16 protein-coding genes are annotated in these 14,746 nt (G+C 31.2%); 6 read left to right on the forward strand and 10 right to left on the reverse strand.

Annotated features, from left to right (window positions below; genetic code table 11):
* Positions 1-4 precede the first annotated feature (4 nt).
* Genes ACYQ19_RS01105 through ACYQ19_RS01130 form a run of 6 tightly spaced genes read right to left on the reverse strand, consistent with a single transcriptional unit; the run spans position 5 to position 5,293 of the window.
* Positions 5-1,417, reverse strand: coding sequence for a Mur ligase family protein (locus ACYQ19_RS01105; protein ID WP_459977510.1), 1,413 nt, complete (start codon positions 1,415-1,417; stop codon positions 5-7).
* A gap of 2 nt (positions 1,418-1,419) precedes the next feature.
* A complete protein-coding gene (locus ACYQ19_RS01110) occupies positions 1,420-1,689 on the reverse strand; it encodes an acylphosphatase (protein WP_459977512.1) in 270 nt (89 codons plus the stop codon).
* Entirely contained in the window at positions 1,690-2,724 is a 1,035-nt protein-coding gene (locus tag ACYQ19_RS01115; RefSeq protein ID WP_459977514.1) for a D-alanine--D-alanine ligase, read from the reverse strand.
* Positions 2,721-3,275 carry a Holliday junction branch migration protein RuvA gene (gene ruvA, locus ACYQ19_RS01120; protein WP_459977516.1) on the reverse strand — a complete coding sequence of 185 codons (555 nt, stop codon included), beginning with the start codon at positions 3,273-3,275 and terminating at the stop codon, positions 2,721-2,723. Before ruvA ends, ACYQ19_RS01115 begins: the two co-directional genes overlap by 4 nt.
* On the reverse strand, positions 3,253-5,136 hold the full coding sequence (locus ACYQ19_RS01125; protein ID WP_459977518.1) for a flagellar assembly protein A: 1,884 nt from the start codon (positions 5,134-5,136) through the stop codon (positions 3,253-3,255). Before ACYQ19_RS01125 ends, ruvA begins: the two co-directional genes overlap by 23 nt.
* Complete coding sequence (locus ACYQ19_RS01130) at positions 5,123-5,293, reverse strand: hypothetical protein (protein ID WP_459978240.1); 171 nt, start codon at positions 5,291-5,293, stop codon at positions 5,123-5,125. Before ACYQ19_RS01130 ends, ACYQ19_RS01125 begins: the two co-directional genes overlap by 14 nt.
* On the opposite strand from ACYQ19_RS01130, the gene murJ reads away from it, so the two are divergent.
* Together murJ and cysS are read left to right on the forward strand one after the other, a co-directional pair.
* Positions 5,223-6,551 carry a murein biosynthesis integral membrane protein MurJ gene (gene murJ, locus ACYQ19_RS01135; protein WP_459978231.1) on the forward strand — a complete coding sequence of 443 codons (1,329 nt, stop codon included), beginning with the start codon at positions 5,223-5,225 and terminating at the stop codon, positions 6,549-6,551. The genes ACYQ19_RS01130 and murJ overlap by 71 nt on opposite strands.
* A 9-nt stretch (positions 6,552-6,560) precedes the next feature.
* The gene (cysS, locus tag ACYQ19_RS01140; RefSeq protein WP_459977520.1) at positions 6,561-7,958 is read left to right on the forward strand and encodes a cysteine--tRNA ligase; all 1,398 of its coding nucleotides are present in this window, start codon (positions 6,561-6,563) and stop codon (positions 7,956-7,958) included.
* On the opposite strand, the gene ACYQ19_RS01145 is transcribed toward cysS, so the two are convergent.
* The 3 genes from ACYQ19_RS01145 to ACYQ19_RS01155 are packed head-to-tail and all read right to left on the reverse strand — an operon-like array spanning position 7,955 to position 9,079.
* Positions 7,955-8,497: a DUF996 domain-containing protein gene (locus ACYQ19_RS01145; protein ID WP_459977522.1), complete on the reverse strand. Its 543-nt coding sequence runs from the start codon at positions 8,495-8,497 to the stop codon at positions 7,955-7,957. The two genes, cysS and ACYQ19_RS01145, sit on opposite strands and share 4 nt — an antisense overlap.
* Before the next feature lies 1 nt (position 8,498).
* Entirely contained in the window at positions 8,499-8,873 is a 375-nt protein-coding gene (locus tag ACYQ19_RS01150) for a PIN domain-containing protein (RefSeq protein WP_459977524.1), read from the reverse strand.
* Complete coding sequence (locus tag ACYQ19_RS01155; RefSeq protein ID WP_459977526.1) at positions 8,870-9,079, reverse strand: hypothetical protein; 210 nt, start codon at positions 9,077-9,079, stop codon at positions 8,870-8,872. Before ACYQ19_RS01155 ends, ACYQ19_RS01150 begins: the two co-directional genes overlap by 4 nt.
* A 185-nt stretch (positions 9,080-9,264) precedes the next feature.
* Between ACYQ19_RS01155 and ACYQ19_RS01160 the strand changes: the two genes are divergently transcribed.
* The 4 genes from ACYQ19_RS01160 (at position 9,265) to pyrD (ending at position 13,406) form a co-directional block, all read left to right on the forward strand.
* Positions 9,265-9,714, forward strand: coding sequence for an OmpA family protein (locus ACYQ19_RS01160; protein WP_459977528.1), 450 nt, complete (start codon positions 9,265-9,267; stop codon positions 9,712-9,714).
* A 178-nt stretch (positions 9,715-9,892) separates the two neighbouring features.
* Positions 9,893-10,975 (forward strand): OmpA family protein, encoded by a 1,083-nt coding sequence (locus ACYQ19_RS01165; RefSeq protein WP_459977530.1) that lies wholly within the window; start codon positions 9,893-9,895, stop codon positions 10,973-10,975.
* 50 nt (positions 10,976-11,025) lie between these two features.
* Positions 11,026-12,270 carry a chloride channel protein gene (locus ACYQ19_RS01170; RefSeq protein WP_459977532.1) on the forward strand — a complete coding sequence of 415 codons (1,245 nt, stop codon included), beginning with the start codon at positions 11,026-11,028 and terminating at the stop codon, positions 12,268-12,270.
* A gap of 53 nt (positions 12,271-12,323) precedes the next feature.
* Entirely contained in the window at positions 12,324-13,406 is a 1,083-nt protein-coding gene (pyrD, locus tag ACYQ19_RS01175) for a dihydroorotate dehydrogenase (quinone) (protein ID WP_459977534.1), read from the forward strand.
* On the opposite strand, the gene ACYQ19_RS01180 is transcribed toward pyrD, so the two are convergent.
* Positions 13,403-14,707: an FAD-dependent oxidoreductase gene (locus ACYQ19_RS01180; protein WP_459977536.1), complete on the reverse strand. Its 1,305-nt coding sequence runs from the start codon at positions 14,705-14,707 to the stop codon at positions 13,403-13,405. The two genes, pyrD and ACYQ19_RS01180, sit on opposite strands and share 4 nt — an antisense overlap.
* Between the last annotated feature and the right edge of the window lie 39 nt (positions 14,708-14,746).

Raw genomic sequence — 14,746 nt, forward strand, 5'->3', positions numbered from 1 at the left:
CTCCTTACAGATATTCCGGAGCATCATTGCTAAACAGAATCAGATCACCCGCTTTTGTATTTTCCGCCAGAATTTTTTCCAGGTCTTTTTTATTGTTTAATATGATTTTATCAGTATTTATTATATTTTCACATAAAATTTTTTTATTTACATTTCCTGTTAAAATCACCAAATCAAATACTTCGTCAATTTTTTTTGCAAGTTTTATGTTTTGTTCGTCCGTTGCTTCGACAATTCCCGGTGTTACCAGTATTTTTCTGCCCTGATATTCTTTTACCAAGTCATATGAAGCAATCATTCCTTCCAGATTTCCGTTAAAACTATCATCAATTATGATTTTACCCCCTACTTCAATCTTTTGAAGTCTGTGAGGAATCGATTCCAATTTTAGCACTTTTTGCTGCAGTTCTTCAATACTAAGTCCAAATTCCAACGCCTGAAAAACGGCAAGTGTTACGTTTACGGCATTAAATCCGCCCAAAAGTTTACATTCAAACGGATATGATTTATTCTCTATTTCAATTTCCCACTTTATTCCCTCAAGTGAAGCTTTTATGTTTTTTATTTTATCTTTGATAACTTCCACTTTTTCGTTATAAGGCACTTCGTAAGAGAAACCTTTTTTAAGTTTAGGCGTTTTAAATATTTCAAGTTTTGTGTTTTTGATGTTTTCGAGCGTTTTAAAATATTCGATATGCTGCGGGCCAATTTTTCCTAAAATCGAATATTCGTTTTCTAAAAATTCCACAATTTCGAGAATATCACCCTTCTCTCTCGCGCCCGCCTCCGCAATGTATATTTCAATATTTTCTGGCAAATCTACATTTATATCTTTAACTATACCTTTTAACGTATTGACGCTTCTTGGGGTTTTGTAAACCCTGAAATTATCTTTTAACAACTGATATAAAAAGTTTTTTATGGATGTTTTTCCGTAACTGGCGGTAATGGCGACGATTTTGGGATTGATTTTTTTAAGTCTATTTTTGGCGAGATTTTTGTATTTGACAAATAAAATATATTCCGTTATTTCAGACGCCAAAACGGCTGCGATTATTACAAACAAAACCCCTATTCCCGGGTTGTAATGATATTTGTTTAACAACAAAAGATTCAGCGTTTCAAAAAGCCCCACATAAACAAAAAACCTTTTTACCCTGTCCGTTACGACAAGAGCTTTTACCCTTTTTACCCATAAAAACAGAGAAGGAATCAGCCCGAAAAACAGATATATCCAAAAAAACCTATATGCGGCGATATAAGTGACTACAGGCACCACGAAATACAGAAGATGCCAAAGAGGTTTATGGAAATGAAAAAGTATCCTATTAATTTTATAATTATACCATTGTAATGCGGTTATAATATAGTAACCTAAAACATATGCTGTAATAAAATTAACAACCAAATCAAACATACTTAATACCTTATTTCAAAATCATTAAATTTCATATCTTCTATCTGTTCAAACTCTATATTTTTCACATCGCTGTATGATGAGCCTTTTTTTAAAATTTCCAAAAATTCTTTTAATTTTTCTTCATTTTCTATTTCAGCAACTGCTTCGACCCTTGTATCGGGCAAATTTCTTACATATCCCTTAAAACCAGCTTTTTTCGCATTTTCACTTACAAATTTTCTATACCAAACCCCTTGCACTTTTCCGCTTATTATAAATCTGTAAGTCATTTATTTTCCCTTAGCCATTTGAATTTTATTGATGTATTCGAAGTTTACAGGTATGAGTTTTTCATTTTCGACACTTTCGGCAAGTTTTTCAAGAATCTGATCAAAATCATCAAAAAGATAATTCGCAAGGCTTCCAGGAACGGGATTTATTTCGTTCAAATACACTACCCCATCTTTTACAAAAAAATCACATCTAATCAGTGCGTTTTTAAACATATTTCCGTATATTTTTTTAAACGTTTCTTGTAATTTTATTTTCAAACTCTCTTCAATTTCAGGAAATTTTGTCTCTTTCCTGCTGAAATCCATATATTTTTTTTCAAAATCCAAAAACTCTTTTTTCTCAACTTTTTCTATTTTACTAAATGTAAACCCTTCTTTTGAGCAAAATCCGGCAAGGTTGTATTCTTCTATCCCTTCAATAAAAGGTTCTACAATTATCAAATCATCAAATTCTCTCGCCACGTCAAAAGCGTAATCAAATTCATCCTGGTTTCTTGCAACACTCACACCTATACTGCTGCCGAGCCTTGCAGGCTTTACAATAACCGGAAAATCAAATTTTGTTTTTGCTTCGGTTATGATTTCATATTCAACTATATCTATGCCTGTTTCTTTGGCATACATTTTAGTCAGAACTTTATTGTAACTTATAACACTTGCTTCCACATTGGGTGTTATTGCATTTATCGAATAAAACTCGAGTAATCCCGGCAGTTTTCCGTCTTCCCCGTCTTTGCCGTGGATCAGGTTGATTGCCACATCAAAGTTAACATAATATTCTTTCTTTAAGAACCCTTTAACATATTTAAAGCCGTTTTTTACAAATTCGATTTTTTGCGAATTTTTATATTCTCCGCTCGCAAAATATCTGCTTTTCATATTCTTTTTTTCAATTAAATACATATTTCTGAACTGGTCGATATATATAAACGAAAGATTATGTTTTTTGATTTTTTCTTTTAATGTAATCGCACTTACTATGGATATCTCATGCTCGAAACTATTACCACCAAATATTAAAGCAAATGTCATTTTACATCCTTACTCAATTTTTTTAATGCAAGTTTTATCGTCTCTTCAAGATTATTACTCTCTATTCCGTTTAATGCTTTCACAATATCGTTTTTATTAAATCCTAAACTCTCAAGCGCGCTTAATGCCTGGTTGAATACAGGGTTTTGCTCTTCAAACACAACTTCAAATTCACCCATTTCCATTAAAATCCTCTTAGCACTTTTCGGCCCTATCCCCGGTATTTTTTTAAGGGCGTTAATATCATGATTTGCAATTATTTCCATAAAAGTCTGAGGGGTATATGTGGAACATATTGCAAGTGCGACTTTCGGACCCACTCCGTTTAATTTAATTAAAGAATCAAAAAGTTTTTTTTCGTTTTTATCGGTAAATCCGTATAAAGTGTATTCGTTTTCTTTAATTATTTCCGTAATATAAAAAAGCCCTTTTTCATTTACGGAAGAAAACGTAATCATACTGACATTCAGTTCGTAAATTACGTCATTTACATCAAGCAGAATTTTACCGCTTTCCTTTTCAAATATTTTACCCTTCAGTGCCGCTATCATCTTTTACCTTTATTTTTACGATTTTAAACGCATCGCCGTAATCTTTTAATTTAAACCCACATACACCTTCGTTTCCTTTAGTATCATAAGTAAGTTTTACCGGCGGTTCCACCATATCAAACTCAATTCTGTTATATGCCGTCCATGGTGAATAGGAAATAATTTTTGCATTAAATATTGCCGTTTGGAAGTTTTGCAATGTTTCGTGTAATTCTTGTAAATCTTTTTGCAATAAGAAAATTTCATTTTTAAGTTCAAGAGTTTTATCTTTAAATTCATTAAATTCTTTTATTTTTTTGAGTATTACCGCTGAAGTTTTTACACCTTTTTTCTTGTTTTCTTTGTATGTCTGCATGAATTTTTCAATAGTCGGTTTGTTTTTTAAAAGTATCTCTTTTCTTTTGTTATATTCTTTAGTTTTTATTTGAATATTTCTGTTGATTTCTTCAATTTCTTTTTCGAGTTTATCTGCATCAGCATTTAAGCCCAAAACTTCAAGAGGTGAAATTATTAGTTTATTTTCACTGCCTTTTAATTTCTTTATTTTAATTTCTTTTAAAGCATACACTTCTACATGTGAACCCATAATTTCAAACTCAACTTCTTCAGCTATTACTTTTCCGCCTATTGCTTGATTGATTTTAACTTTTTTACCTTTTACAATTCCGCTTTCAAGTCTATTTATTTCTATCTCTTTTCCTTCAATATACCCTTTATGCACGTTTATAAAAGCTTTATCCGCATAAATTTTGGCTTTTTGATGGGTCTGACCTTCAATTGTTAATTCCTGCGCGTTTATTTTTGCTGATTTTCCGACATTACCTCGAACTATAAGGATTGTCGTTTCAACTATCATATTATCTGCTATTGCTTCTTTTAATGCATCGCTTTCTTTAACATCAAGTTTTACGTGTGCGTCTTTGGCACCGCTTACATTTCCGGTTTGCAAGTTTATCTGTTTTACTTCCATTTCATCTTTAATTGTATATGAGTCACCCTCTTTATAAATATATCCGTCTTTTAGTGCAATGTATACGATTTTTTTATCATCTTCTTCTTTTTTAATTTCCTGTGGATTTACACTGATGGAAGGAACATTGAACTCCGCAACGTTTGGTATTTTGATAATTTTCCCTCTGCAGTCCCTTCCGTTTCTTCCTTGTTGAGGTTTAATTATCTCTATTAAAACATCACCCTTTTTTACTGGGAAAATCAGTTCGTTTTTTATGTTTTCTCTTTTTTTGAGATAATGATAAATGACTTTACCCTCAATATTTTCAATCGGGTCAATACCTTTACATAGTTCTATTTCTTCATTTTCTTCCAGTTGCCCCAACACTCTAATTTTTGCAACTACTTTTTCAATATCTTGATTCATTTTTTCATCAAAAAGCTCTATTAGCATTGAATTTCTAATTTTCTTCTTATTTAGTTCATTTTTAATTTTTTTTTCAATTCCTGGTTTATAGACGATAAGTGATTCGGGTTTTACGATATATACGGCATGAGTTAAAAACCTATTAACTTTTACTTCACCAATTAATTCAAAATCATCGCTAAAATCTGCTCTTTTTATTTCCACTTCATAAACTTGCTTGATTTCATTTTCTTCGTTTATCAGAAAATCTTCCATTTGAACAAGTTCTCTACTCTCTTCATCAAGTTCAACAAATTCACTATTTCCTATTTTTATATATGTAGTAAAATCTAATATTTCAAAATCAAGAGAAGACAGAGGTATATTGTTACTTGCGGAAATCTTTAAAAGGGCTTCATTAACGTTTTCAGTTCTTACTATTAACGGCAGTGTTTCTTTTTTTTGAGTTTTTTCTTCTTTTTTTAAAAAATCAAATAGTCCCAATCTCTTCCTTTTGGTAAAATACGCTTATGTTTAAATCAATAATTATTAATTTTTTAGGAATTTTTAATTCCAGAATCCTTGGATTCATACGTGATTTGTTAAGTGCTTCTATACTTGGCGCAAATGTATATTCGGATATTTTTTTCGTTGCATTCAAATTTCCAAACCTTTTTAGGCGAATCTTCGCCGAAGGTGCCTTTACACAAAGCTTTTTGCCAAGTTTTGCAAAAGCGAAATACAAACCGCGTTTTACATGGCTTGTATTTAAAAAGTTATTTATAATTATACTTATTTTCTCGCTATTTGTAACCCTCTTTTCCAATTTGGTAACAAATATACTTGCTTCCGGATTTAGTGAAGAAGCGAAAAAAATCGCTTCGCCACTCATAGCTCTAAATTTTTGGTATTTGGATTTAATATTTATAGTTACTTTTTTAGCCAGTCTTCTTCAATACAAAAAACATTTTGCAACTACTGCATTCTCTACTGCTCTTTTAAACATATCCTTAATAATTACGTTACTTATTTCCATGAACCTGCCAAAAGAAAAAATAATCTGGTATTTAAGTTTTGGTGTAATTATAGGAGGGATTGCTCAGGTTGTCGCCCATTTGATAGCCGCTAAAAAATATAAAATTCTCAAACTTTTATGTGTTGGTGCGAAGAGCAATAAAAAAGCTGATATTTCAACTTTCAAAAAGCACTTTTTACCATCAATCCTGGGAAATTCAACGGCACAAATTAGCGCTTTTATTGATACTTGGCTTGCGACTTTCTTAATGAGCGGAAGTATAAGTTATCTATACTATGCAAACAGACTTTTTCAACTTCCTTTCGCACTTTTTGCAATAGCCACTTCAACGGTTCTGTTTCCTAAAATTACAAAAAATCTGAATGAAGGAAAAGAAAAAGAAGCCTTTGAAAGCATGAAAAAAATTTTTTGGGTGCTGTTTTATCTGTTAATTATTGCAACTATTGTAGCTGTAATTGCAAGTAAAGAGATTATTAAATTACTTTTTGAACACGGCGCTTTTACTGCTAAAGACACAAATTATACTTCAATTGTTCTGATAATGTATATGATAGGTCTTATTCCTTACGGATTAAACAAGTTGTTTTCAAGTTATCTTTATGCCACCCATAAACATCTTAAAGCTGCGAAAATTTCAGCTATATCCCTTTTTATAAACATCATATTTTCCGTAGCTTTAATTTTTCCGCTAAAAGTTTATGGACTCGCCCTTGCAAGCAGTATTGGGGGTATGGTTTTATTTTTTCTTACATTAAAAGAGTTTGGTTTTAGCGAATTTGTTAAATTTTTTGAAAAAAAGTATATTTTTTATATGATTTTGGTTATATTAATAAGTATAATTTTGGCAGTTATTTTCAAACAAATAATATTTTTTATAATATAAAGGAGTCCTATGACTATTTATGATTCACATTTAAAGAAAAAGGTTGAATTTCAGCCAATTAAGGAAGGCGAGGCAAGAATCTATGTATGCGGACCTACCGTATATGATGATGCACATCTTGGACACGCAAGAAGTTCAATAAGCTTCGATTTGTTAAGACGCACGCTTGAAAAGCTTGGATACAAAGTGACTTTTGTTAAAAATTTCACTGATATTGATGATAAAATCATAAACAAAATGAATCAAACGGGCAAAAGCCTAAAAGAAATAACCGAATATTACATTGATTCGTATTTAAGGGATATGGATGCACTTAACGTAAAAAGGGCCGATATCGAACCAAAAGCGACCGAATCGCTTGAGGCTATGTTTGATCTAATCCAAAACCTGCTTGATAAAGGGTATGCTTATCAATTACCAAACGGCGATATCTATTTTGACGTAAGCAAAGATAATGAGTATTGTCATCTTTCAAATAAATGTCAGGACGATGAGGTCGTTCACAGGGTGGATACGGAAGGGAAAAGAAACCCGGCGGACTTTGCCCTTTGGAAAGCATGTAAAGGTGAAGAAGACGTATGTTTTGACTCGCCTTTTGGACCCGGAAGACCCGGATGGCATATAGAATGTAGTGCAATGATTAAAAAACATATCGCTTACGATAACAGCGAATACGAAATAGATATTCATGGAGGCGGGGCGGATCTCTTTTTCCCTCATCACGAAAATGAAGAAGCCCAGACTTACTGCGCATACGGAGAGCACTTGGCAAAATATTGGATGCATAACGGGTTCGTTCAGATAAACGGCGAAAAAATGAGTAAATCACTTGGAAACAGCTTTTTTATAAAAGACGCACTTAAACACTATCCGGGCGAGGTTTTAAGATTTTATTTAATGAGCACACACTATAGAGCTCCTCTTAATTTCAGTGAAGAAGATCTTATTGCAAGTAAAAAAAGGCTTGATAAATTATATAGACTAAAAAAAAGAATTTACGGGTTAACCAAAAAACAAAAAGACCCTGAATTTGAAAGCAAACTGCTTGAGGCTATGAGTGACGATTTAAATATTTCAAAAGCCCTTGCCGTAGTTGACGAGTTTGTAAAAGAAGTAAACGAAGCACTTGACAAAAACCCAAAAGACAAAGTTTTAAAACAGAAAATTTTAAGCAATATTGAATTTATAGACGAACTTTTAGGTATCGGCGGAAGTGACGCATACGAATATTTCCAGGCAGGAATAGATGAAGAAACAAAAGCAAAAATAAACGAACTTATTGAAAAAAGAAGCGAAGCCAAAAAAGAGAAAAACTTCGAACTTGCCGATAAAATAAGAGACGAACTTACTTCAATGGGAATTCAAATCCAGGACACCCCAAACGGAACTGTATGGGAAAAAGTTTAATTTTCCAGCAGTTTTTCCTCTTCTATTATTTCAGCTTCAACAATCTCTTCAAGAGTAAAAAATCCCAAAAAAATTAAAAGCCATCCTACCACCCATAAAAAAAGCCCTATAAAAAATATATTCAATACCGCACCGGCAATCAAAAAGTTACCGCCAGTTTTTAAATATTTGTTGTTATATTTTTCCCCTAAAACGTAAAAGCTATTTTTAAAATACATGGCACCAACAATCTGTAAAACATAATAAACTAAAAAATAAATGAAAATACTAAAACCAATCGGAACAACAGGATTATTTGAAAACAAACCAATAACTATACTCGTCATAACCGCAACTATTTTGAAATAAAAAAGCATAGAACTTATGAAAGTAATTATTGAAGCAATCAAAAAATAATTAAAAGATTTGCTTTCATCCAACAAACTTAATCCCAAACCTAAACAAATCAGTCCCATTATTGTAAAAAGAATCGAAATGCTGGGTATAAAGGAAAGACTCAAAAATGCCGCCCCCGCAATCCCCCATAATTTTGCAGTCAATTCAGTCCTTTAATAGTTTTATTTTTTTAATTTTTTCATATATGCTGTTATATGTAAAAAAAGGTAAAGAATTTGTTTGTATTATTGATGCTTTCATTAAAATTATATCATCAATATCAGGGTAATCGATTTTAAGTTTGGCGTATGCCATAGCTTCTTTTTTTTCGAAATACAAAATTTCCATATTTTGTTTGATGAATTCTTTTACAATATAAAGATTATGATTTATATTTTGCGTTTTATAAACACCTGCAATTAATAAAGAATAATCAAATATTGTTACAAAAAGTTCTTCGGCAAGTTTAAATTTCGAAACCACCTTGTCTTTACCAATCAAAAAATCGAGCACCACAGCTGCATCAACAATCATTTTCATAACAAAGCCTTAATTTTTTTTACATCGTTCTTATCGATTTTACCTAAAAATTTAAGCAAATCTTTATTATGAAATTTTTTAAAATTAGCATAAGTTTTTACTGCGTTTTCAACTATATGCACTTTTGTAGTTTCATATTCTTTCGCAAGCTCTTCAATTAGCACAACCACATCTTCATTCATTCTGAAAGTTATCATTTTTTTCATAATCCCTCCTTGTATAACTACGGAATATTAAACAATAATTATTTTTTTGTAAATATATAACATTGCTCATAATTGCCTAAAATAAAGGAAAAAAAACAAAATTTTAAGAAAAATTATTTATTTTACATTAAATGCTGTTTTATAAAAATACAATTACATTCTAAAATTAAAAATAAGGAGAATTTATGAAAAAATTACTTATTTCCTTTGTTGCTGTAGGAATATTATTTGCGACAAATAATACTGCTACAAAATCTCATATTGAAATCAAAAAACAACACACTTTTCATCACAAATTTGAAACATTTAATTTTAATATTATTTTTAAATCCGGAAGTGCCACTTTACAAAAAAAATATATACCAAAAATAAAAACTTTTGCAGATTATTTAAAAAAACATCCAAAATATAAAGCTACTATTATCGGTTTCACTGATAATAAAGGCAATAAAAAATATAATCTTAAATTATCCGAAAAAAGAGCTAAAATAGTTTATCAAGAATTAATCAAGCTGGGTATTGACAAAAAAAGATTAAGTTACAAAGGTGAAAGTGGAACACATCCTATTGCTTCAAATAAAACCGCAAAAGGTAGAATGAAAAACAGAAGGGTTATTGCAGTTATTATTAAATAAGCCTTTTTGTTATTACAAAATGAAAATATAATGATAAATATTGTAATTACTAAAACTCTTCATTTAATCCCATGAAATCATTGTTCCAAAAAAAAAATAAAAAATTTTTTTTTATTTTTAAAATTTTTTTTACAAAAGAATCATAATTCTATTCCAAAAAAAATTTAAGGAGTTTAACATGAAAAAAACACTAATCGGACTGTCGATTGCGGCATCAATCTTAGCAGCTGCTAATTATCAAATAGGTATAGCTGGAGGTAGAACACACGTTAACAAATCAAATATGTTGGATAATTATGATTTTGCAAATTTCAGATTAGGTAAATATTTAAACGAAAACAGTTTAATAAGATTTGAATATGAAAAGAGCGGCAGAATATTAAATGATAAAAATTTAAAAAGAGCCCTGTTAAATTATGAATACAATTTTAATTCACATTCAAAGTTAAACCCGTATTATTTTATAGGAGCAGGATACCAGTGGGTGAAAGGAAATTATAAAAACGCTTATATTGCGGATTTGGGTATCGGATTAAAATATAAATTTACCAATCAACTTAATTTATTTACAGAATTAAGGGGAGTCAGAGATTTTAGAAATATCAACACACATTACAGTGCAATGATTGGATTTTTATTTAACTTTGGAACAAACGAAAACGAACCAATTAAAAGTGAACCTCAAAACACTCAAAAACAATTGTCTGAACCGATTAAAAACAAATATCAGGCAAAACCCGTCGTAACAGACAGTGATCATGACGGAGTTCCAAATAGCATAGATAAATGCCCAAATACGCCTTCAGGTGTAAAAGTAGATAAAAACGGATGTCCTTTAGATAGCGATCATGACGGTATTCCTGATTTTATGGACAAATGTCCTGATACGCCTTCAGGAATTAAGGTTAATAAATACGGATGTCCCGTTAGCTTTAATTTTGAAATTGAATTTGATTTGAATAGTGCGGTAATTAAACCAGAATATATGCCTAAAATTAAAAAATTTGCGGAATTTTTAAAAGAAAACCCTGCTTATAAAGCACAGATTCAGGGATATACAGACAATACTGGAAACAAAATATACAATATCGTTCTTTCACAAAAAAGAGCAAAAGCAGTATATGAAGCTTTAATAAACTTAGGTATAGATAAAAACAGACTTTCATGGGAAGGATTCGGTGACGCCAATCCGATAGCTCCGAACACCACACCTGAAGGAAGAGCTAAAAACAGAAGAGTTATAGCAAAACTTTATTTTTAATAATCGGCTTTTTTGCCGATTGTAATTTATATTAATTTAGAAGGATAAATATGATTAAAAATCTTTTAATTGGATCATTTTTAACTGGTATTATTACTGGAATATTTATATTAATATATGCATTCTTTACAAAATATTTATCATTTATTTTATTTTTTGGTGATCCAATACAAAATATCCAATTTTTACCAATTTGGTATATATATTTAGTTCCTTTTATATCAATATTAATTATTAATTATTTGATTTCCAAAAATGATAAAGTTAAAGAATATGGAGTTGCTGAAATTGCAAAAGCAGTTGAAGAAAACAAAATAACATTTACAATAAAAGATTTGTTTTTAAAAATATTTGCTTCATCACTTTCAATTGCAAGCGGATTTGCAGTTGGTAACGAAGGTCCTTCAGCGGCTATTGGTGCAATGATAGCTCACAAATTTCATAATTTACTTAACATTCCTAAAAATTTATTAAAAGTCTCTTTAAGTGTAGGTGCAAGTAGTGGAATAGCTGCAATTTTTGTATCTCCTATTACAGGTATAATGTTTGCGATAGAAAATTTAGCATATGAGTTTGTAAAAAATTTTGCTGGATATCTTATATTAAGTAGTGTATTATCATTTAGTATTTCATGGTATTTTTTAGAACCACTTATTTTTAACTATTCAATTGGTAAATTTTTAGAATATAGATATATCTTTTCAACAATATTATTTATTCCAGTAATAACAATGTTCATATATTTATATTTATCTTTGAAAGATATAGTTTTAAAATTTTTAAAAGAAAAACTTCCAAATTCAAATAAAAATTTAGTCATGGCAATAATTGGCAGTTTAATAATAGGCACAATTTTAATTATTTCTCCTTATGCAGCTTTTAGCGGACACGAAGTAGTGAAAATATTAATTAATGATTCTAATCATTTTCCATTATATATGATTTTCGTTTTGATCGTTTTAAGAATTTTAGCAACAAGCGTTTCATTATATGCAAATGCAGTAGGCGGTGTTTTTATTGCATTAATGAGTATTGGTGCATTAGTTGGATACGGGTTTGGAGAAATTTTAAATATTTTTAATATTAATGTAGAACCTTTTTATTTTGCTGCAATTGGTGCAGCAGTTTTTATGGGTGTAAATATGAGATTACCTTTAACAGCAGTTGTTTTAGCATTAGAAACAACTTATGATTATAATGTTATAATTCCTACAGGAATTTGTGTAGTAATAGTTACATATCTTACAACATTAAAATTTGACTTGAAAAAACTTTCAATGTTTATAAAAAAATAAATTTATTAAAAGAGTTTATTTTTTGAGTATAATTTTAACAAAAAAGGCTTTTTATGAGTTTTTTTGAACTGATTAAACCTCTTATATATAAAACAGATCCCGAACTTGCCCATGATTTAGTGGATATGGCATTAAGAACCGCCAGAAGATGCCCTCTTTTTTTCAATCCTTTGGTAAAAGCCAATTTTGTAGATGACCCTATGCTTAATCAAAAAATCTGGGGTCTTGATTTTAAAAACCCTGTAGGCGTAGCCGCGGGATTTGATAAACATGCGACTATGATATACGGATGGCCGGCTTTAGGATTCGGATGGGGAGAAATCGGGGCTGTAACACCAAAGCCTCAACCCGGAAACGAAAAACCAAGAGCATGGAGACACATAGAATACGAAGCGGTCCAAAACGCTTACGGATTTAACAACGAAGGCGTTCAGGTCATTAAAAAAAGACTTAAAAAAGTCTATCCTTTTATTCTTCCAATAGGTGCAAACATAGGTAAAAACAAAACAACGCCGGAAAATAAGGCGATTGACGATTATAAAATCCTTGTAAACGAATTAAAAGACGTTGTGGACTTTTTCGTAGTTAACATTTCTTCACCAAACACACCGGGATTAAGAGACCTTTTAAATGCAGAGTTTATCTCAAATCTCTTTGGTGAGCTTAAAAACCTCACAAAAAAACCTATCCTTATAAAATTCTCACCCGATATGGAAGACGAACTGATTATAAACCTTGCAAATTATTCCGTTTTGGCAGGTGCAGATGGAATTATAGTCACAAATACAACAGTTAATTACGACCTTGTAAAAAGCGAAATTAAAAGGGGCGGAATTTCCGGAAAACCCCTTGCAAAAAGAAGTTATGAAGTTTTAAGAATCGTAGCTTCCGAAGTGTTCGGAAAAGTTCCTATTATAAGTGTCGGCGGAATAGACAGCGCCGAAGAGGCATATAAAAGAATAAAAGCCGGCGCTTCACTTCTTCAGGTTTACACGGCTATAATATATAAAGGTCCGGGAATTATCGGAGAAATAAACCGAGGTTTAATTGAACTTCTAAAAAAAGACGGCTTTAACCACATTAGTGAGGCGATAGGAACGGAAATCCCTAAAAAACTTGAAAACAAATCCTCTTAATTTTCTTTTAACGCTTCTGCCGCCGTTGCCGAAATTGGATAAAACGTCGGCGGAGGCGTCAAAATAGGATGCGTTCCTATCTGCATCGTATATAAATCCGTTGCAGTTGCACTTTTTTGGATAGCAAGACTTAAAATATTGATTATTTCCGCGCTGTTTAAACCGCCGCTTAACTGAGCCCCCAAAAGATACAGGTCTTTTTTTGAAAAAATCAGTTTTAATGTCACTTCGGTTGAATGCGTAAATTTCGGCGGATGCGTTGAATGAGTCGTGCTTTTTGCAACAACTACTTCAAACCCCTGCTCTTTTGCCATTTTTTCGGTAATCCCGACAGCCGCAAACATCCTGCCGTCTATTATTGTGGAATAGATATTTAAAGCGTCTTTATTATGTCTGATAATCCTTAAATTATAAAGATTGGCAGCCGCAACCCTTGCGTCAAACGCTGCCGTTGAAGCAAGCATCAAAGGCGTGGGGTTTGAAGTAAAAAATTCCTTATGTTCCACGCAGTCACCTACAGCAAACACATCTTTACAAACCCTGAAATAGTCATCTACCCTAATAAAACCTTTTTCATTCAAAGGTAAAACTTTATTGAATATTTCCGTATTCGGTCTAAAACCGGTCGCCACAAAGGTTAAGTCGCTTTTTACTGATTTTCCGTTTACAACCACTTCATTTTTAGTAATTTTTGTAACTTTTGAATTTAATAATACATTAACTTTTTTTGAAACCAGTTCTTTTACAACGTCTGAAAAATCACTATCAAATGAATTAGGAAGAAGAGTTTCCATAGCTTCGATTAATGTAATGCTTTTATTTTTTGAAAGCTCATCGGCAAGTTCGAGTCCTATAAACCCGCCGCCTATAATAGTAATATTTTCAGCGTCTTTTACTTTTTTTACCAGATTGTTTAAATAATTATATTCCTTTTTTACAAAATATGCGTTTTCTATACCTTCAATGGACGGAACAACGGGTTTGGAACCCATTGCAATTATCAATTTGTCAAACTTTAGTTTTTTATCTGAACTATTTAACATAATATTTTTACTATTTATATCAATTGATGCCACTTCCGCTTTTATTAACTCTATGCCGAATTTTTCAAGTTTTTTATCAAGCTGCATTAAATCATCGTCTATTGTATATGTGTTAAAAATATACGGAATTCCGCAGGGTATTAATTTTTTGGGATTTTTTTCGATTAAGGCAACTTTTTTTGAAGGGTAAAACCTTTTGGCGTTTACAGCAGCCACAAACCCTGAAACTCCTCCTCCTATTACTACTATATCATACATACTTCTACCTTAAAAATTTTTATGATATGATAACACAAA

The sequence above is a fragment of the Nautilia lithotrophica genome, from assembly GCF_054656815.1.